Raw genomic sequence first — 19234 nt, forward strand, 5'->3', positions numbered from 1 at the left:
TGTGGCTGTGATGACCGATGTACTTCTGGAGCATAGCCTCAACGAAGGTTGCCTGGCCTACACTCAAGCGAGCAACTGTGGAGCTCCCGCTCAACACTGAGCCGGCTCACGAGGCTGGCCGCCAACATTCGGAACAATGCTCAACAGATTAAGTTGGCACCCCCAACGATCATCACATACCACTATTGATAGTATACATAGGCACACTTTGCGCTATCTTATTTGCTACTTCATTTGACATAATCATAAGATTTCCCCCTGTCGTTACGCGTTAAGGCCCTTCCAGGCTTGCTTGATTACACAAGATAGCGCGCAAACTTGCTCCACTCATCGAGGGGTTAGAGAAGAAAAATTATTGAAGTCTTACATAAGACAAGCGGGCGCAGCGGGCTGCTAATGGTCTTCATATGGCTATGCTCCGCTGCCCTTGCCCTCGCCTTTGGTTAAGAATTAGATGTCCCTGGCTCTAGCGCTGCTCGGCGTGTTTTGGAGAAAGCTATGAGCGCCAATAGAACTGCTCCTGCCGCAAAGACGATGTTACCTATGAACTTGAGCATGTCAGCTGAATTTATGAGTGGCGTCTGGGTAAAACCAACCCAGGCATAGGTCAGTAGAGCGCCAGCCGCCAGGGCAACCTGATGGCTGCTTCCCCAGTCCTTGGATCGCGACCACCAGGCAATCAAAGCCATTGTGGAGGCAAACAGCGCGATGCCAGCGATGATAATTAGCCAGTGTTCTATCTGGAGAAGGAGAAAAAACGCACTGGATGCCACAAAGGCCACTATGCCAGTCTGCCAGGAGGTGAGGATTGGCAGATCGATCCTGGGTCGGGGTCGTCTACCAACTATGAAAGCAGCGCCGATGGCAGCCAGGATGAAGGCAATGGTGCCAAGCATCTGTGGGGTCGAGGCAAGAAAGTGCTGGGTTTGCAACTGATTTAAGAAATTGATGGTAGAGCCAAGGAGAAAGACTATGCCAACAATGCATAAGCCTATATTGCCCAGCCAGGGAGTCGTTCTACGAGAGGGAACGAGGGCCTCAACCAGAGCAATTGGAATACTAATACTCCAGATGGTATGGATCACAAGGAAAGTTAGAGCATAATAGGCGCTGATCCCCAGTCCCGGGATCGGGAGGAGGCTCTGAAAATCCTGGCCAAAGTAGTTCGAGCTAAAAAGCGCCTGATCGATCAATCCCTCTTCAACCACGGCATAGGCAGCCCCGAGCAGAATGATAGTAGGCCAACCTCGTTTCGTGCGACGTGTGATCTCTCGAATGAGCAGTGCCCCACCTCCATACATTGGGGCCAGAAAAGGCAAGCTGAAGGGATCAGCTATGGAGATATTGCCAAACAGATACTCCGCGATCAGTGGAGCGAGTAAGAATAGTCCGGCGGCGGGAGTAATGGCCCGCCAGATTGGCCAACGCCTCCTGTCAGAAGGGGGAAGAGTATTCTCTTTCACGATCTTTCCTCTCATATCATTGCTGAATGCTTAAACAGATTTTTGATCGAACAATCAAATTTTAGCAGCGAGCAAGCGTCTGTGTCAAGGCCCTACATTGATGGCAGGACTGTTAAATTATTTAGAAGGCGAGAGCAAGAGGCAGGCTGCGCGAAGAGACAATGCATCGACACTCCGCATAAACTGCCTGCACCTTTTTCTGTTTTCTGGCTTTTTCGCGTATGCTCCCGTTCATTTCGGGGGCGAACCTCTTTCGTGGTGGCTTTTCGTGGCTTCCTGGATGGAAAAATTAGATAGCTCTGAAGCGGAGCCAACTTTTAAGCTGCATATGGCCCTTTTGTGATATGATAGAAGGGCAACAATACAATTAGTTGGACAAAAGAGTCCGTGCTATAAACAATGTTTAAAAGAGGAGGCCTATGTTATATGAAAGCCGTAAAAACCCATGTTGGGCGTTGCAATACCTGTGGCAAGCCTGCCACCTATAAACAGATCTTGTCGGGAAGCCGCCAGTTTCTCTTCTGCGACGAACACGCCTCAGAGACTATAAAGCGGAAAGCGGCAGAGGCGGAGGAGCAAGCAAAAGCTTCCAAATAGGCAGTCAGGCTAAGCTAGTGGTAGCTGGATATGGAAAGTGGACCCTTCGCCTGGAATACCTCTACTTTCAATCCAAATCTTACCGTCCATTGCTTCAATCAGACGGCGCGAGATATATAACCCCAGACCTGAACCACGAATTGGACTATTGATATCGCTTTCCAGGCGGACGAAGCGCTGGAAGAGATGAACCTGGTCCTGTGGCTTAATGCCCTTCCCTTTATCAGAAATACTGATAACCGCATAAGGGCCCGCGGGATCGGTGCTCGCGGAAAAGCCGAGCGGGGTGCGCGCAGGTGAATACTTGAGCGCATTGACACTGATGTTCATCAGGACCTGGCGTAAGCGAACCGGGTCTGCGAGAACAGAAAGCCCTTGTTGAATATGAAGATGTATCTCGCGCTGTTCCTGGGTTATATGGGGCTCAATTAAGACAATTACGTTTTCAACCATATCTGGAACAGAAACGCGTTTTAGTAATGCAGGCTTAATGCCGGCCTCTATCTCCAGGCGGCTGGCGTCCATAACATTGCCCAGCAAGACTGCAAGTTCTTCGCAGCCGCGCTGGGCTTTTTGTAAGAACTCCTGGCGCTGATCGGGCGGCAAGGTTTCCCCGTATTGGGCCATTAATTCAATGTATCCCTGTACAGCTGTCAAGGGTGTGCGCAGTTCATGGGAAGCAGTAATCATAAACTGATCCTTGAGCTGGTCAAGCTCTTGTAGGCGCTGATGGGCAGTGTGCAGGCGCTGGTAGAGCTGTGCATTCGTAAAGGCGACACCGGCCTGTTCCACAAATTCTTGTGCCGCCGGCAGATCTGAAATATCGAAATCCCGTTTATCTGGCGCATGAATCAGGCGCGTGCGCGCGAAGACGAGGAGGCCAACAGGCTTTCCTCCCGACGTAAGAGGGGCCAGAATAGCTGTATGAACAAGATGGCGCGCTAGCTTATCGCGCAGGGTTGGAATCTGCGCAGGAAACGTTTCTTTGGCAAGAAGCGATGGTGTAGGTAGCGTGGAGGCTGGGCGGGCGACCTGCGGGGCAGGGAGCGCCAAGGGAAAGGTGTGTGTTGGAGAGGTAAACACTGAAGAGGTGTAGAGAATGGTTGGCTGAAGGGAGTGGAAGGGCTGGGCCTCGTAAGCGTGCAGCTGAATGGGCGGCCAGTTGCTCAGCTTGAGGACAGACTCCTGGTCTCCGGCATAGCTAGCCAGGGGAACTAACTGGTCTTCGCGAGCATTAAGCGTGTAGAGCAGTACGTAATCAGCCTTTAGGGCATGAGCCCCTTCCTCACAGATCAATTGACTTATTTCGGCTGGCTCGATAGCGGCAGCATTGAGACGGGTAGCGATGTTAACCATAGCTCTGGCAAAGGTTTCGCGCTCGTGGGCCTCGTGATAGAGATAGGCGTGCTCAACCATCCTGCTGATCTGTTCACAAAAGACAGTGATAGTCGCAGTGTCGCGAGGGGCCAGGTTGAAGGTTTCCCGCCGTGCCACGCCGAGTGTACCTAATACGCGGCCTTGGTAGCTCAAGGGGAAAAACGACATATCAGTAATATGCTGCTCTTGCTGCCAGGCCCGTACCTCCGGCGGTGTCTCTATTACATGGTAAGCCCAATGCAATTCTATTTCTTTGTTGGCAAGATACACTTTATATAATATATTTTCTCCTTGGATGCGCCAGTTACATCTATTTGCAGAGCAAGGCGATACGCTGACAAGAAGGTGTGGTGAGGAGTTGGGAGGTGCATTGGGATCTTCGATAAGCAAAAGCATCGTCGCATCAAGGCCCAGTTCTGAAGTTACCATGTTTACGATGCGCTCGCGTAGAGAATCGATATCAAGGATTTCAGTGAGCTGCGCGACCAGACTGCGTAAGCGTTCGGTCTCCTGCCGACGTTGCTCGCGCTCGCTCACCAGCATGCTATTCTCACGGTTGGTAAGGAAGTAACGTATAGCGACTAGAATGCCAATGAGAGCCGAGAGCACTGCCAGGCAGCTTGAAGTAGCATTATCGTGCATGGCCTCGCCGTAAGCGACAAGAATGAGCATCAGCGTAAGCGGGATATAGACAAACAGGCTTTGGAAGTATTGCCAGATCCTGGCCTGGGCCAGCACGTGGGAGATAACTTCTGTGCCGTGTAGACCAGGATTGATATCCTGCTGGTGGAGCTTGTTCCTGTAGGCGCTGCGGGCGAGAGCGTTATATTGATAGAGGCCGGTCAGGCCGCTAAGTAAATAACCGATTTGCCAGAACAAATCAATCGATATTGTGCCTTCGTGATAGACATTGAGAAGGATTGCTGTATAAGCATAGGCTGCATCGGCCCAGGTTGAGACAAGCGAGCCGAGACCGAAGACCAGCAAAGAGAAGAGAATCGCCGGCTCAACGCCCCGCTGAATGAGCAATAAAATAGTGAGCAGAAGAACAAGATCCCCACAGGGATAAAATAGATCAATTGCCAATTTTAGTAGCGCCAGGAAGCTAAGGGGCTGATGGACGTATTGGAAATAGGCAGGGCCGATAATGAAAAACCAGACAATCCCTAAGATGCAGAGTCCGGTAATCAGAGCATCCAACCCCATGCGTGTACGGAAGCGCAGAGCTGTGGGAAGCAGAAGTATACCAATAAACGTGATCGGGTAAGCAAGGACAAGAAAGAGATCTGATAATGAGGGCACGGGCACTTCTGAGGCCTGATAGGCATAAAGAAAGCCTCCCACCCATTGAAAAAAGAACCCTATGCTGATGAGCAGCCAGGCAATCTGATAGCGTCCCGGTTGCTGTAATGGACCAAAACGAGCCCGATATGCTGTCTGGCAAGCCCAAATAGTGCTCAAAAGAAGCGTCAACACATAGATAACGTTGACGCCAGTGACTGTCGTCTCCCTGCCTCCGAGGCAAAAGAGCATCCAGAACAAACTGGTAGTTATAATGAGTACTGCCAGGGCTGTAGCAAAAAAGTTGTAGCGGCTGAGCTTCTGCAAATAGGCGGTTGTGAGCCTATCTGTGGTGGCTGTCTTCATGTGGACTCCTGACCGTGCGCCAGTAAGACATGAAAATTCCTCGTGTGCAGTATACATAACATATAGTCGCTGAGTCAATACTAGCCTTGCTCGCTTGCTTCATTGCCAGTCGTCATGGCTTTTGCGTAGCTGAGAGTTGGCTCTATGCGGTTGCTCTGTTATGTGAAAAGAGTATCTTGGATTTGCGGGCTGGCCAAGAATTGTGGCTCTGGGATCAGATAGCATGAAACAATGAGCAGAAGACTGACCAGGTAGGGAAGCCTTTTTCTCCTCTGCTATCCTGGTCAGTCTCCCTGCAAGGCAGAAAAACTGCTAAACCTTGCCTATTTTCGCGGCTTCACCAGATCTAGATACCAGAAAGGTTGGCGCTTGCGCAAAAGCGGTTTACTGCGCACCACATTGCCAGGAATGCTATCGAGAATATTGTAAGCCAGCTCGCCAGTGAGCGAGCCGGCCATATCCCCTGGACTATAGCCCAGGATGTGAGTTGTGCGGCGTCCAGTTCTCTGCTCGCGAGTATCGATAGTCATCATCAGAAGTCCAGGCTCATCATCGTCGGCAACTACCTCTGGCCAGGGATAAGAAGGGCAAGCGGGTGCATAGATACCACTCATCCCGTTGGCGGCCAAATCCGGATCTTGGCCATTCCAATTAGCAACTGCCAGATAGACGTTATGTTCAGCGGCTCGTACACGCCAGATCAAGAAATGGGTGGGGTCGTAGCCATCAGGAGCGACATAGCTGAGATGAGGAATCATCGTAGGTGCCAGACCGAACGGATCGGGAAAATCAAGTAGCGTTGGGGCACAGACAAGATCCGCACCCTGGCCAGCCAGCACACGCAGCGTCTCCGGGAAGAGCACATCATAGCCAGTCGCCAGACCGATGCGTCCCGTGGGGGTATCAAAGGTCTGCAGGCTCAGATTGCCCGGAGTAGCCCAGAGGCGATCGCGCTGTGTAAGGTGAAGCTTGCGATACGTGCCGTAGATGCCTTCTGGATCGATGAGCAATACTGTATTATAGTAAGTGCTGCCAGCTCGTTCGGCAACGCCGAGCACCATGCTTATTTGCAGCTCTTCGGCCAGCGCCACGAGCGCCGTAGTCTCAGGTCCTGGAACCTCGATTGCCCCCTGTTGGAAGTGAGCTCGAATTACCTCCTGTGTAACCGGGGCACCCGAGTTAAGCCAGGGTTGGGGACCGGGCAGGAGTAGTTCGGGAAGTACCAGAACATCGGGGCTAGCCGGGGCATTATCTTGCATAGCCGTTTTGATATAGCTGCTCAAAGCCTGGATAATTTCTGTATGGGATGTTGGCGCCTTGGCAAGCAAAGTGTCGAAATTTGCCTGAATAATACCTACACACGAAAGTTGCCCTATGGGCAATTCACCTAGAGCATACAGGCTATGGTAGCGCAAAGGCTCCCACAGATACGAATTTTGCGTGACGGGAATATATTCGGCGGGCCGCCGATCCTCCAGGCGATCGCCTTTGGATTCGTAGCGGCCACCCCAACGTTTATCCCGGCTATACTTCAGGTCAACTTCTCCATACACAATACCGTTGCCAGTATCAAGGTAGGCTTGAATAGATCCATCTGGATTCAGAATGCAGCTCCCTCCGCTGAACTGTATCCCACGTTCTCTGCCGTGGCGATTAGCGGCGATAAAGTATACGCCGTTTTCAAGCGCGCGGGCCATCCACCAGCTACTTGGGCATTTCTCATCAACCCAGTTGGTGGGGAGTAATACTACATCCGCGTTATGTAGTGCTGGAATGCGTGCCGCCTCGAAATACATGGCATCTGTATTAATAAGACCACTTAGCCGCCCTAGTGGGGTATCCCAGACAGGAATACCCAGATCGCCATCACGCGCCCAACGAGGTTCTGTGATGTAGGAATGTATCTTGCGATAGGTTCCAATCAGTCCTTCTGGACCAAGCAGAGCCAGACTGTCATAGTAGACGTTAGTGCTGGGATCAACCTCGGGCAGGCCTATGGCGATGAAGCAGCTATAGCGAGTCGCTAGTTGCTGGAAGCGCTCAGTTGTTGGACCTGGAATGGTTTCTACATATGGAGCAATCTCGGCGCGAGACGTCCAGCAGTAGCCGGTAGTTGCCATCTCGGGTAGAACAATGAGGCGTGCTTCATGTTGAGCAGCTTCTTCAACCATGTCGAGAAGGTCACGTACATTCTTTTCTTTCTCGCCAAGCGTCGGCTCGTATTGTAGCGCGGCGACCCGGTATTTGTTGAGGGAGTATGCGAGAGTGCTCATGTAGGCTCCTGGTCTGTAACTTCGAGAAAGTTAAAGATATGGGATGACTCCTGGTTGTTGGGCTCTATTATAACACTTCTATGTGCTGTGCGCATGTCCAATTTTGCTATAGTACTTTATACTCAGTGACGTGACAACGCAAATAGTTAAAAAGTGAATACTGAGATTTTAAGGTGAATATAGACATACTATAGAAAAACGGAAGATATAGCGCGAGTTTATCTGTCTGAGTACGGGACGCTTTCTTGCAGAAGATATGTATCCTCATTTTCTGTATTCCAGGAAGATTGCTTGCGCTCTCTATCTCCGCTCTAGCCAGCTCTCCCTTGTTGCTGCGTCGCCTTTAGATGGCACGACTGCGAGAATAGGGAAGTTCCAGGACCTCTGTCAAATGGAGCTTCACTTTTCAGGCTCTATGTGGTATCATATACACTACTAAACTAATCGTTATATTGGCTGAGGCGAGATACATTCTTTCCCAGTGGTATGCAGAGAGGAAGCACCGGCGGCTGTAAGTGCTCTTACCAGTAAGAAATGAATACCCCTCGTTAGCCTGTACTGAGACAGTAAAGTACACGTTTAAACCACGTTACAGGTTTGTTAGAGCGCACTCTTCTCTTAAATAGAGCCAGGTGAGAAGAGGCGGAAACCGGGTGGAACCACGAAGCATATTTGCCTTTTCGTCCCAAGTGTGGATGGAAAGGTTTTTTTTATTATATACATTGCAAAAATTACTGCATTGCTCAAACAAATATATTGCTGGGCCGGCATACCCATAGAGGAGCCCGGCCGGGTGAGAGGAGATGTTTTCTATGTCGGTGGAAGTAGAGTTAGAGGAATCTGTTAACTATACGCCGATCCAACGGATGCGCCACTCGGCCGCGCACGTGATGGCGGAAGCGATTCAGGAAATATTCCCTGATGCAAAGTTTGCCATAGGCCCGGCGATCGAAGATGGCTTCTACTATGACTTTGATCTGCCCCGCGCACTCACGCCCGAAGATCTGCCCGAGATCGAGAAGCGCATGGCGCGCATAGTGAAGGGCAAGTATCCTTTCCTGCGCGATCGCTGGCCGCGCGAGAAGGCTCTTGAGTACTTTCAGCAGAAGGGCCAGGTCTATAAAGTTGAGTTGATCGAGAATTTGCCCGATGCCGAGGTGGGTATCTATCAGCAGAACAATTTCCTGGATCTGTGTCGTGGCCCGCATGTCGAGAATACGAGTCAGATTGGCCCCTTCAAGCTGATGCGCGTGGCCGGGGCCTATTGGCGCGGGGATGAGCATCGCCCGATGCTGCAGCGCATCTATGGAACTGCCTGGTTTAACCAGGAAGAGCTCGATCAGTATCTCTGGCGGCTGGAAGAGGCGCAGAAGCGCGATCATCGCAAGCTGGGACGCGAGCTCAAGCTGTTCATCTTGAGCGAGGACCTGCCGGCAGGCGTGCCGATGTTCCTGCCTAATGGGGAGCTCTTGCGCCACGAGATGGAGAATTATGTGCGCCAGACCCAGGAGCGCTATGGCTACCAGCACGTCTGGACATCGAACCTGGGCAAGGTGCGGCTTTATAAGACCTCCAAGCACTGGTATACCTATCGCGAGAATATGTTCCCGGTCATGAAGGGCGAGCAGGAAACCTCTGAGGACGATTCCTACATGCTCAAGCCGATGAACTGCCCGCACCATATTCTGCTGTACAAATCGCAGATGCATAGCTATCGCGAGCTGCCCATTCGTTATGCTGAGTTTGCCACGCTCTATCGCTATGAGAAAGCCGGGACGCTGACGGGTCTGGCGCGAGTACGGAGCCTGACGCAGGACGATGCGCACGTCTTTATGCGTCCCGACCAGATCCAGCAGGAGTTCGATAATGCCATCAATCTGACGCTAGAGGTTTTCAATACCTATGGCTTGACTGACTATTGGGTGCGCCTCTCCCTGCGTGATCCCCAGAAGGCCGAGGAGTATGTAGGCGATGATGGTGTATGGAATACGGCTGAGTCCTCCTTACGCGATGCGGCCGAGCGCAAAGGGCTGAAATACGAGGTAGCTATCGGCGAGGCGGCCTTCTACGGTCCTAAAGTAGACTTTATGGTGCGCGATGCTCTGGGGCGCGAGTGGCAGTGCTCGACGATCCAGCTCGATTTCATCCAGCCTGAGAACTTCGGTATTGAGTATATCGGCGAGGATGGTCAGGCCCATCGCCCGGTGATGATCCATCGGGCAGTCACGGGCTCGACTGAGCGGTTTATGGCGTTGCTGATCGAGCATTTTGCTGGAGCTTTCCCTCTGTGGTTGGCTCCGGTGCAAGCGATGGTGATCCCGATTGCCGATCGGCACCAGGACTATGCCTATCAAGTGCTGGCTAAGCTGAAGGAGGCGGGCATTCGCTCTGAGGTAGATACGCGCGGAGAGCGCATGAATGCTAAGATCCGCGATGCGCAGTTGCAGAAGATCCCCTATATGCTGGTGGTAGGCGATAAAGAGGCGGCGGCCGAAGCGGTCTCGGTGCGCTTGCGCACCAACGTGGATCTCAAATCCATGCCCCTGACGCAGTTTATCGAGCGTGCTGGCAACATTATTAGCGCTAAGGGGATGGAGCTATAATCTCGTAGCCGGCTGTAGATCTGGGGCAGACGAAAGAAAAGCGTTTTATCCCAGGTCGAGCCTGGCGTATTGCTTAATGAGTCGTGGATTGGCATAAATAGCGGAACCCAAATAGGTAAGGCAGTCATGTGAGACATGCCTTCTGCATATGAGATAAACAGAGAGGAAGCACTGGCAGCTGAGAGTGCTCTTATCTCCAGGCAGGAGGTACCCCTCGCTAGTCTTGTACCGAGACAGTAAGGTACGCGGTTTGGCCTCGTTACTGGCCAGTGCTGAGCATGTGCGGATTTGAGCGCAGTTTCGCTCTTATCCACCATGAAACGTGGGTGGAACCACGGAGAGTGTCGTTATGGCCTTTTCGTCCCAGTTAGAGGGATGAAAAGGTTTTTTTATTGCGCTTGAGGCGGCATAGTGTGCCGTTCAGCAAGCAGGAGGAACTATCTATAATGTCTATAGAAGCAGAAATGCAAGAATCTATGGGTTATACGCCAATCCAGCGGATGTGCCACTCAGCTGCGCACGTGATGGCCGAAGCCGTACAAGAGATGTTTCCCGGAGCAAAGTTTGCCATAGGCCCGGCGATCGAAGATGGCTTCTACTATGATTTTGATCTGCCTCGTTCACTCACGCCCGAAGATCTGCCCGAGATCGAGAAGCGCATGGCGCGCATAGTGAAGGGAAAATACCCCTTTCTGCGCGATCGCTGGCCGCGCGAGAAGGCTCTTGAGTACTTTCAGCAGAAAGGCCAGGTCTATAAAGTTGAACTAATTGAGCACCTGCCGGATGCCGAGGTGGGTATCTATCAGCAGCATAACTTCCTTGACTTATGTCGAGGTCCGCATGTCGAGAATACGGGACAAATTGGCCCCTTCAAGCTGATGCGCGTGGCCGGGGCCTACTGGCGCGGTGATGAGTTTAGGCCTATGCTGCAGCGCATCTATGGAACTGCCTGGTTTAACCAGGAAGAGCTCGATCAGTATCTCTGGCGGCTGGAAGAGGCGCAGAAGCGCGATCATCGCAAGCTAGGCAAGGAATTGGAGCTTTTTCATTTTGACCCTCTGGCTCCGGGTATGCCTTACTGGCTTCCGCGTGGTTTGAAGCTTTTAGTGGAGCTTATCAACTTCTGGCGTGTTGAGCACGAGAAGCGTGGCTATCAGGAGTTTGCGGCCCCGTTGCTTAATGACCGCAAGCTGTGGGAAGTTTCCGGCCATATGGGGCATTATCAGGATAATATGTTTCTGATCTCTGGCTCCGAAGGCATCGCCTATGGCGTAAAGCCGATGAACTGTCCCAATGCTATAACTGTATATAATCTGAAAACCAGGAGCTATCGCGATTTGCCTTTGCGTCTCTCTGATGTCGACGTTTTGCATCGCCAGGAACGTTCGGGAACGCTCCACGGCCTACTCCGTGTGCAGAAATTTCAGCAGGATGATGCGCACATTTTTGTGACCGAAGAGCAACTGGAAGATGAGTTTGCTAATATTCTTGGCATTGCTGATCTCTTCTATCGCATTTTTGATCTAAAATACACGCTGAGGTTGGGTACGCGACCGGCAAGCTATGTTGGTGATTTAGAGACCTGGGAGAAGGCAGAGGCAATTCTGCGCCGTATTCTTGATAAGCACAGGGGGCCAGGAAATTACCTTGTGTTGGAAGGCGATGGGGCTTTCTATGGGCCTAAAATCGATATCCTGATGGAAGATGTGTTGGGGCGTTCCTGGCAGATGGGCACGATCCAGCTTGATTATCAGGAACCCCGACGCTTCAATTGTAGCTATATTGATAAGGATGGCGCGCAGAAAACGCCGATTATCATTCACCGTGTGATTTATGGTTCGCTCGAACGCTTTATCGGGATTCTCATTGAGCATACGGCCGGGGCTTTCCCTCTGTGGTTGGCTCCGGTGCAAGCGATGGTGATCCCGATTGCCGATCGGCACCAGGACTATGCCTATCAAGTGCTAGCCAAGCTGAAGGAGGCGGGCATTCGCGCCGAGGTAGATACGCGCGGAGAGCGCATGAATGCCAAGATCCGCGATGCACAGTTGCAGAAGATCCCCTATATGCTGGTGGTAGGCGATAAAGAGGCGGCGGCTGAAGCGGTCTCGGTGCGCCTGCGCACCAACGTGGATCTCAAATCCATGCCCTTGACGCAGTTTATCGAGCGCGCTGGCAATATTATCAAGGCCAGGAGTATGGAGCTGTAAGCGCGTAGATTAGTTAGCTGGCGAGAAGAAGTCTGCAGACCTCTTCTCGCTAGCGCTTTTTTGCACCTTCTTACGAGAAAAGTGGCTCCAGCTGTTCCTTGAGAAAAGTCAGATCCTCTTTGTGAGGAACCAGCGCCAGGATTTCCTCGGGCGTGAACCAGGCCACACCCTTAAATTTAGCATCGGTAGGTAGCTCTTCAGAATGCCCAATAGGTGAGTAGGCAAGATAATAATGTATCTTTTTCAGCTGGATGACACCTGTATCTCGCACTGATTGACGTGTGACGAGGCCAAGATACTTAATTAGCTGGATATTAGATAGGCCTGTCTCCTCATAAACTTCGCGACGTGCGGTTTGCTCAATAGTTTCGCCGGGCTCAACATGCCCCTTCGGTAAAGCCCAATCATCTGGGGATTTCTGATGTTGAGCCAGGGCTATTTTCAGCTTCCCTTCAACCTCGCGCAATATGATAGCCCCGGCCGAAACTGCTTCTACAATCTGTCCCATACCAAAATCTCGCTTCCCTGCCATGTAACGTACGATTCTCAGCTGAGGTAGCGGTACGCTGGCAGTGTCAAAAATTCTACAAATTGATCATTAGTGATAATCTCGTCGAGAATCTTTGACGCTATCGAAAACTTGCTCTGCGCATAGCGCTGCTCGCCGAGAGCATTTTTAAGCTTCGCCAACTCATCGGTCATTAACTGGCGGATCAGCTCAATGGTAACCTTGCGTCCGTCGTTTAAGATTCCTCTGGGATGGTGAATCCACTGCCAGATCTGAGCCCGCGAGATTTCGACGGTGGCTGCATCTTCCATCAAATGGTTGATCGGCACGCAGCCAGTCCCACGTAGCCAGGATTCCAGATATTGCAGGCTCACACTGATATTATTGCGCAGCCCCGCTTCAGTAATTGTGCCTTCGGGAACCGCCAGCAGGTCCGCAGCCGTTACCTGCACATCCTCGCGCTTTCTCTCGATCTGATTAGGAGTTTTCATAACAGCATCAAACTCTGCCATTGCAATGGGGACAAGGCCAGGATGTGCGACCCAGGTGCCATCGTGTCCATCGGTAGCCTCGCGCCTCTTATCGAGGCGAACCTTCTCTAGTGCGTCCTCGTTGGCCTGCTGATCGTTCTTGATCGGGATCTGGGCGGCCATACCTCCGATGGCTGGCGCATTGCGTCGATGGCAGGTCTTGATGGTTAGCAAGGCATATGAGCGCATAAAATGCGTGGTCATCGTCACCTGGGCGCGATCTGGGAAGACAAATTCGGGAATGTTGCGAAACTTCTTAATCGCACTGAAGATATAATCCCAGCGCCCACAATTCAGGCCGGCCGAGTGTTCACGCAACTCATAGAGAATCTCGTCCATCTCGAAGGTAGCCAGGATAGTCTCGATAAGCACTGTCGCCTTAATCGTACCTTGCGGAATTCCCAGCTCGTTCTGCGCCATAACGAAGATATCGTTCCAGAGGCGTGCCTCCAGGTGGCTTTCTAGCTTTGGCAGATAGAAATAGGGACCGGTACCGTTGGCGAGCAATTGTTTGACGTTATGAAAGAAGTACAGGGCAAAATCAAAGATGCCACCGGAGATGGGCTTGCCGTCGAGCAAAACGTGCTTCTCGTTAAGATGCCAGCCGCGCGGGCGAACGAGCAGAACAGCGATTTTATCGTTTAGCCTGTAGGCTTTTCCCTCGGGACTGGTAAAGTCGATAGTTTTTTTAATGGCATCGCGTACATTAATCTGGCCCTGAATGGTACCTTCCCAGGTTGGGGAATGAGCATCTTCAAAGTCAGCCATGAAGACCTTTGCGCCAGAGTTGAGCGCGTTGATGACCATCTTTCGATCTACGGGACCTGTGATCTCTACGCGACGATCCTGCAAGTCAGCCGGCAGAGGGGCAATGGTCCAGGCGCTGGTGCGAATATGCGCGGTTTCGGGAAGGAAATCGGGCAACTTACCAGCGTCGAGCTCGCTCTGACGGGCAACTCGTTTGCTCAGCAGTTCTTCGCGTCGCCCTTCAAAGGCGCGCGTAAGGGTTGCTACAAAGTTAAGGGCTTCAGGAGTCAATATCTCGGCAAATTCGGGTGTAATTTGGCCTGTAACCTCAAGTCCCTGGGCGAAGTGGGTTCCTGCCTGATTTGTCATGGAGAAAATGTTCCTTTCGCAAAATGAGACATCATTCCCTAAATCCTATTGTCGCATATGACTATGCATGTAGCAAACAATGTTGAGAGTAGTAATACTAATGGACCCGCCATGACGGGTCCATCCACTTTCTACCTACAGGTTTTCATACTTTACTAGCAAACTACTTTTCTCAACCTGTTGTACTAAAGAGCTAAGGTGAGCATCAATGGAATTGCTCTTCTTCAGTTGAGCCGGCCAGGGCGACAGTCGAGGATGTGCCGCCAGCAATCACCTGCGCTACCTCATCAAAGTAGCTGGTGCCAACTTCACGCTGGTGCTTTGTGGCAGAGTAGCCTTCGTCCTCCATCTCGAATTCGGCCTGCTGCAATTGAGAGTAAGCTGTCATGCCCTGCTCTTTGTAGCCGCGCGCTAGCTTGAACATGCTATAGTTGAGGGCGTGGAACCCGGCCAGGGTGATGAACTGGAAGGCATAGCCCATTTTCGCCAGTGAGATCTGAAAGTTGGCGATGGTCTCGGCATCGAGCTTCTTGCGCCAGTTGAAAGAGGGTGAGCAGTTATAGGCTAGCAATTTGCCAGGGAAGCGCTCATGGATGGCATCGGCGAAACGCTGCGCTTCTGGTAAACTTGGTTCTGAGGTCTCGCACCAGATCAGATCGGCATAGGGAGCATAAGAGAGACCGCGTGCAATCGCTGACTCGATACCGCTGCGGATTCTAAATAAGCCTTCGGCCGTGCGTTCTCCGGTCAGGAAGGCGTGGTCAACCGGATCAATATCGGAAGTAATAAGCTGCGCGGCATTGGCATCGGTACGCGCGATAAGAATGGTTGGTACTCCCATAACGTCAGCAGCCAGGCGGGCCGAGACAAGATTTTTGATGGATGTCTGCGTGGGCAAGAGAACTTTGCCGCCCATATGGCCGCATTTCTTCTCTGAGGAGAGCTGATCTTCGAAGTGGACTCCCGCCGCACCAGCTTCGATCATACCTTTCATCAGCTCAAAGACATTTAAGGGGCCGCCGAAGCCTGCCTCGCCATCAGCCACGATGGGGGCGAACCAGTAGATGTCGTCTTTCCCTTCGGCATGATAGATCTGGTCAGCTCGTTGTAAGGCTTGATTGATTTTACGTACAACCTGAGGAACGCTATTAGCAGGATACAGGCTCTGATCGGGATACATCTGCCCGGCCAGATTGGCATCTGCCGCGACCTGCCAGCCGCTCAGATAAATGGCCTTCAGTCCTGCTTTTACTTGCTGCACTGCCTGATTTCCGGTAAGGGCGCCTAATGCTGCTACATATGACTCACTCTGCAACAGATTCCATAGCCGCTCAGCTCCCAGGCGAGCCAGCGTATGCTCAATCTGGATAGAGCCGCGAAGTCTCAGCACGTCCTCTGCTGAATAGGGACGCTTAATGCCTTTCCAACGAGCGTTACTTTCCCACGACGTTGTGAGGTCGACAAGTTGTTGACTGGTCATCATGCTTTTACCTCTCTTGCACAATGGCTGGTGCTACTTTGTAAATGATAGGGTTGCGCTCCTGCTTTTCAAGCTCTCATTTCAATCCCTCCACTGAGATTATGAAGGGCAAGAACGCTAACAGGGTCATACTTCTAAGCAAAGCGTACCATGCTTTATTTCTTCTGGTCCATGTTTTTCCTTAGCAGTTTGTGAGGAATTACATAACTAAATGCTTATAGGATAGGTGCGTACGAGCGGTGGATAGACGCATTGCTATGAGGAAAAGCAGTTTTGGTGAAGGGGGTAGGAAAGCAAAGGGGATAAAAATACAGGCCGGGAGATAAACCCCGGCCTGCAAGATCTCAGGCGCCGTGGCATTTCTTGTACTTTTTGCCGCTACCACAGGGGCAGGGATCGTTACGACCCACTTTAGCCGGCACCGAAGGACGGGAGGCCGAGCTTGCCGTGGCGACCGCTGAACGGCTAGGATTGCGTCGTCCTGAACCATTTTTCTGGGCCTGGTTGCGCGTTTCTGCTCCATCACTCTTGGTCTGGCCGCTGGCTCGGGCGATATCCTCGGCGTTGGTGCGTACGTTGCTCGGGATCTGGCGTTGTGGCGCGGCTGGCCGTTGTAAGGTAATGGTTACTTCGTTGCGCAAAAGCTTGAGAAGAGCGTCTACCGTGTAATGCTGAATCGCCGCTTTGAGCTCCTCAAACATGCGGAAGGCTTCATTTTTGAACTCAACAAGCGGATCACGCTGTCCAATTGAGCGGAAGCTAATGCCGGCGCGCATCACATCCAGCGCGTCGATATGATCCATCCAGAGCCGGTCGACAACCTGTAGCATATATGTGCGCTCAAACTCGCGCTGTGGGTCCAGATTGTCTACGCCTTGTTCGATGGCCTGTAGGCGTAGCTCCTCGCCGCGCTGCTCATAGTGATCGATGACGAGATCAATAAGATCTTCTCTAATGTCCTCGCGGTGTGCCGCATGGATGTTTTCGGGCAAGATTTCCTCGGGAACGTGGACCCAGGTTTCCAGCGCCTTGAAGAGGTTCTCCAGCTGCTCTTCTTCAGTTACCATATTGCTCGGGATAAAGCTGTTTACGAGCTTGGTGACCTCGGCGCGGATCATCGCAAGAATGCGATCATGCACGTCACCTTGCTCAAGAACCGTGTGTCGGTCTGCATAGATGACCTCGCGCTGCTTAGCTATCACATCGTCGTAATCGACAACGCTTTTACGGATATCGAAGTTATAGCCTTCAACCCGGCTCTGGGCGCTTTCGATGAAGCGCGAAACAAGGCCGCTTTCCAGGGGAGTATCTTCGTCCATACCCACGCGTTCCATAATCTTGGCCACGCGATCGGCGGCAAAGCGGCGCATCAATTCGTCGTTAAGAGCCAGGAAGAAGCGCGACTCTCCCGGATCACCCTGACGGCCTGCACGACCGCGCAACTGATTATCGATACGGCGCGACTCGTGGCGTTCGGTGCCAATGATATAGAGGCCGCCCAGCCCGACGACCCGATCATGATCCTCTTTACATTCGCGGATCTTTTCTTGGAAGAGCTCTTCTTTCTCTTCTTCAGTCATATTATTGATATAATCCCGAATAGCCTCTTCCTTCTCTTCGCGCTCGTCCTCGTTGCGCTCTGGCATATCGCGAATGTAGCTGACATGCTCAGCGTGCTTGCGTAGAATGCTATCGAAGTAGCCTTCAGCATTGCCGCCTAGCACGATGTCGGTACCGCGTCCTGCCATGTTTGTGGCAATCGTGACGGCGCCGCTGCGCCCGGCCTGGGCAACAATCTGGGCCTCTTTCTCGTGATACTTGGCATTCAAGACGTTATGGGGAATGCCCTGCTTATTGAGGAGATCGGAGAGATATTCGGATGTCTCGACGGCCGTGGTACCCACGAGCACTGGCTGGCCCTTATTGTAGCGCTCTTTGATCTCTTCAACTACGGCGTTAAACTTGGCTTCTTGCGTGCGGTAGATAAGATCCGCCAGATCCTGACGGATCATTGGTTTATTCGTCGGGATGACTATAACATCCAGCTTATAAATCTTGTGGAACTCTTCAGCCTCGGTCAAGGCGGTACCGGTCATGCCGGCCAGTTTTTTGTAGAGACGGAAGTAGTTCTGGAAGGTGATGGTTGCCAGGGTATGATTCTCGCGCTGAACCTTCACACCTTCTTTAGCCTCAATGGCCTGGTGCAAGCCCTCGCTGTAGCGGCGACCGGGCATCTGGCGGCCCGTAAACTCGTCGACGATGACCACCTCGCCATCCTTGACGATATAGTCCTTGTCTCGCTTGAAGATAATCTCGGCTTTAAGCGCGTTCTCCATGTAGCGGGTCAGGTCGAGGTTGTCTTCGTCGTAGATATTGCCAACCCCTGCCAGCTTTTCAATTTTCTCGATGCCGGCTTCGGTGATCATCACCGAGCGCGTCTTTTCCTCAACTGTGTAGTCGAGCTCAGGCTTGAGGCGTGGGACCCACTGGGCAAACTTTGCATAATGGTCGGTTGATTCCTGGCCCTGGCCCGAGATGATAAGCGGTGTGCGAGCCTCATCAATCAAGATATTATCTACCTCGTCAACGATGGCGAAGTTGAGCTCGCGCTGAACCATCTGATCGAGCGAGGTAACCATGTTATCGCGCAGATAATCGAAGCCAAATTCGTTATTGGTTCCATAGGTAATATCTGCCTGGTAGGCAGCGCGCCGTTCAGGAGTTTGGGGATCAACGGCGTTTACTAGGATACCAACTGTCAGGCCCAGAAACTTATAGATTCTACCCATCCATTCGGCGTCACGACGGACCAGGTAATCGTTAACCGTGACCAGGTGCACGCCTTTGCCGGTAAGTGCGTTGAGGTAGATAGGTGTTGTCGCTACTAGCGTTTTACCTTCACCGGTATGCATCTCGGAGATTTTGCCCTGATGTAGTACGATTCCACCGATAAGCTGGACATCGTAATGGCGCATCTTGATGGTACGCCATCCGGCCTCACGGACAACCGCAAAGGCTTCGGGCAGAATATCATCAAGCGTCTTGCCATTCTTATAGCGTTTCACCATCTCGGCAATCAGCTTATCCATAGCCTCGGCTTTGATCGCCACGATTTCGGGTTGCAACTGCTTGAGAATATCGGTAAACAACTGCTGACGGTGGCGGCTGATGCTGCCATCTTGCTCATCGCTATGGGCTTTCTCAAAGCGCTGCCAGGCAATCTTGAAGGCCTCATCCAGCTCGTCCTCATCAATGTCACGCAATGTGGGCTCGATTTTCTTGAGCAGGTTAAAAGCTGTCTGCTTGGGTGTCTCTGATTGCTCAGGCCATTGTTGGCGCTCATCGGCCAGGCTCACGGCCTTTGCTGCGCGCAGCTCATTGAGGATTGGCGAGAGCCTGGTATAAGACTCTTCAAAGCATTCGGAAAGCG

The 19234-nt window shown here is 52.0% G+C and carries 10 protein-coding genes; 3 read left to right on the forward strand and 7 right to left on the reverse strand.

The features are described 5' to 3' along the window. Positions 1 to 443: 443 nt before the first annotated feature. Positions 444 to 1463, reverse strand: a complete 1020-nt coding sequence (locus EPA93_RS38030) for a hypothetical protein (RefSeq protein WP_129892523.1) — start codon at positions 1461 to 1463, stop codon at positions 444 to 446. A gap of 426 nt (positions 1464 to 1889) precedes the next feature. Between EPA93_RS38030 and EPA93_RS48750 the strand changes: the two genes are divergently transcribed. Then, entirely contained in the window at positions 1890 to 2060 is a 171-nt protein-coding gene (locus EPA93_RS48750) for a hypothetical protein (RefSeq protein ID WP_165423672.1), read from the forward strand. Positions 2061 to 2069: 9 nt separating this feature from the next. Here EPA93_RS48750 and EPA93_RS38035 read toward each other — a convergent pair whose 3' ends face one another. Beyond that, a complete protein-coding gene (locus EPA93_RS38035) occupies positions 2070 to 5084 on the reverse strand; it encodes a GAF domain-containing sensor histidine kinase (protein WP_165423673.1) in 3015 nt (1004 codons plus the stop codon). Positions 5085 to 5407: 323 nt separating this feature from the next. Then, positions 5408 to 7357, reverse strand: coding sequence for a nitrilase-related carbon-nitrogen hydrolase (locus EPA93_RS38040; RefSeq protein WP_129892525.1), 1950 nt, complete (start codon positions 7355 to 7357; stop codon positions 5408 to 5410). Positions 7358 to 8169: 812 nt separating this feature from the next. On the opposite strand from EPA93_RS38040, the gene thrS (EPA93_RS38045) reads away from it, so the two are divergent. Together thrS (EPA93_RS38045) and thrS (EPA93_RS38050) are read left to right on the forward strand one after the other, a co-directional pair. Next, positions 8170 to 9960 (forward strand): threonine--tRNA ligase, encoded by a 1791-nt coding sequence (gene thrS, locus EPA93_RS38045; RefSeq protein ID WP_207229307.1) that lies wholly within the window; start codon positions 8170 to 8172, stop codon positions 9958 to 9960. 446 nt (positions 9961 to 10406) lie between these two features. Further along, positions 10407 to 12170 (forward strand): threonine--tRNA ligase, encoded by a 1764-nt coding sequence (thrS, locus tag EPA93_RS38050; protein WP_129892527.1) that lies wholly within the window; start codon positions 10407 to 10409, stop codon positions 12168 to 12170. Between the two features lie 70 nt (positions 12171 to 12240). Here thrS (EPA93_RS38050) and EPA93_RS38055 read toward each other — a convergent pair whose 3' ends face one another. The 4 genes from EPA93_RS38055 to secA all read right to left on the reverse strand — a co-directional run bounded on the left by EPA93_RS38055 (position 12241) and on the right by secA (position 18974). Beyond that, entirely contained in the window at positions 12241 to 12678 is a 438-nt protein-coding gene (locus EPA93_RS38055) for an NUDIX hydrolase (protein WP_165423674.1), read from the reverse strand. A 38-nt stretch (positions 12679 to 12716) separates the two neighbouring features. After that, positions 12717 to 14324, reverse strand: a complete 1608-nt coding sequence (aceB, locus tag EPA93_RS38060) for a malate synthase A (protein WP_129892529.1) — start codon at positions 14322 to 14324, stop codon at positions 12717 to 12719. A 205-nt stretch (positions 14325 to 14529) separates the two neighbouring features. Continuing rightward, entirely contained in the window at positions 14530 to 15807 is a 1278-nt protein-coding gene (gene aceA / locus EPA93_RS38065; RefSeq protein WP_207229308.1) for an isocitrate lyase, read from the reverse strand. A 341-nt stretch (positions 15808 to 16148) separates the two neighbouring features. Then, positions 16149 to 18974 carry a preprotein translocase subunit SecA gene (secA, locus tag EPA93_RS38070; RefSeq protein ID WP_479723991.1) on the reverse strand — a complete coding sequence of 942 codons (2826 nt, stop codon included), beginning with the start codon at positions 18972 to 18974 and terminating at the stop codon, positions 16149 to 16151. Between the last annotated feature and the right edge of the window lie 260 nt (positions 18975 to 19234).

The organism is Ktedonosporobacter rubrisoli (genome assembly GCF_004208415.1).
GTDB classification, from domain to species: domain Bacteria; phylum Chloroflexota; class Ktedonobacteria; order Ktedonobacterales; family Ktedonobacteraceae; genus Ktedonosporobacter; species Ktedonosporobacter rubrisoli.

What these genes read in the sequence shown, in the direction of transcription:
- aceB (WP_129892529.1), bottom strand. Translation starts at nt 14,324, where the DNA reads ATGACAAATCAGGCAGGAACCCACTTCGCCCAGGGACTTGAGGTTACA.
- thrS (WP_207229307.1), top strand. Translation starts at nt 8,170, where the DNA reads ATGTCGGTGGAAGTAGAGTTAGAGGAATCTGTTAACTATACGCCGATC.
- EPA93_RS38035 (WP_165423673.1), bottom strand. Translation starts at nt 5,084, where the DNA reads ATGAAGACAGCCACCACAGATAGGCTCACAACCGCCTATTTGCAGAAG.
- EPA93_RS38055 (WP_165423674.1), bottom strand. Translation starts at nt 12,678, where the DNA reads ATGGGACAGATTGTAGAAGCAGTTTCGGCCGGGGCTATCATATTGCGC.
- thrS (WP_129892527.1), top strand. Translation starts at nt 10,407, where the DNA reads ATGTCTATAGAAGCAGAAATGCAAGAATCTATGGGTTATACGCCAATC.
- aceA (WP_207229308.1), bottom strand. Translation starts at nt 15,807, where the DNA reads ATGATGACCAGTCAACAACTTGTCGACCTCACAACGTCGTGGGAAAGT.
- EPA93_RS38040 (WP_129892525.1), bottom strand. Translation starts at nt 7,357, where the DNA reads ATGAGCACTCTCGCATACTCCCTCAACAAATACCGGGTCGCCGCGCTA.
- EPA93_RS48750 (WP_165423672.1), top strand. Translation starts at nt 1,890, where the DNA reads ATGAAAGCCGTAAAAACCCATGTTGGGCGTTGCAATACCTGTGGCAAG.